This is a genomic window from Pseudomonas sp. EU05-FHT14B02 (assembly GCF_058791055.1).
In genome coordinates this window covers 1-820 of record NZ_JBYTDD010000067.1, presented here as the reverse complement: position 1 = coordinate 820, position 820 = coordinate 1, and the positions used below count along the sequence as shown (strand labels likewise).

The 820-nt window shown below is 62.2% G+C and carries 1 protein-coding gene; it reads right to left on the bottom strand.

Going from position 1 to position 820, the window contains the following annotated elements:
• Positions 1–820: cadherin-like domain-containing protein (locus AC3WTM_RS29505; RefSeq protein WP_492574124.1), on the bottom strand; the 820-nt coding region annotated here is incomplete at both ends.

Below are 820 nucleotides of genomic sequence, written 5' to 3'. Positions count from 1 at the left end.
TCTGGGTCAGGGCAGTGGCATTCGGTGCACTGCCGTCGCTGAGGTTTTTCTCGAAGACGGTCAACTCACCGCCCCCGCCATTCAAACCGCCAATCGTGATCGGGTCATCGTTGTTGTGGATCTGCAGTACCAGGTTGGCGGTGCTGCTGTCGCCGTCCGAATCGGTGATGGTGTAGGTGAAGGTTTCGGTGCCGTCGCCACCGCCGTGCAACGCCTTGAAGTCGGCATCGCTGGTGTTCAGGGTGTAGGTGTAAGTGCCGTTGGCATTCAGTACCAGAGTGCCGTAGGTGCCGGTAAAGGTGCCGGGGGTGATAGGGCCGGCGTTTTCGCCGATCATTACCCGGTCAGCACCTTGCACGTCGTTGCTCAGCACGTTGCCGTTGAGGGTCAGCAGGGTTTCCGAGGCAGTGCCATTGCTGTCGCCCACGGCGTTGGGCAGGTCATCGACGATGTTCACGTCGAGGGAACCGGTAGCAGTGGTGCCGTTGTCGTCGACCACAGTCACCGCGAACTGCTCGGGCAATGTGTTGGCGCCGCTGGCGGCCGGGTGGGCTTCGTTGTCCACCAGGGTGTAGCTGTAGCTGACCACGCCGGTTACCGCATTGAACCCGGTAATGGTCAGGGTGCTGCCCAGCGGCGTAGTGATCGATTGTGGGAAGCCGGCGGCCACGCCAGCGGTGACCACGGCGATACCGCCGACGGTCAGGGTCGTTACACCGTCCAGTGCAGTGACGGTGAAGGTGCCGCTCTGGGTCAGGGCAGTGGCATTCGGTGCACTGCCGTCGCTGAGGTTTTTCTCGAAGACGGTCAACTCACCGCC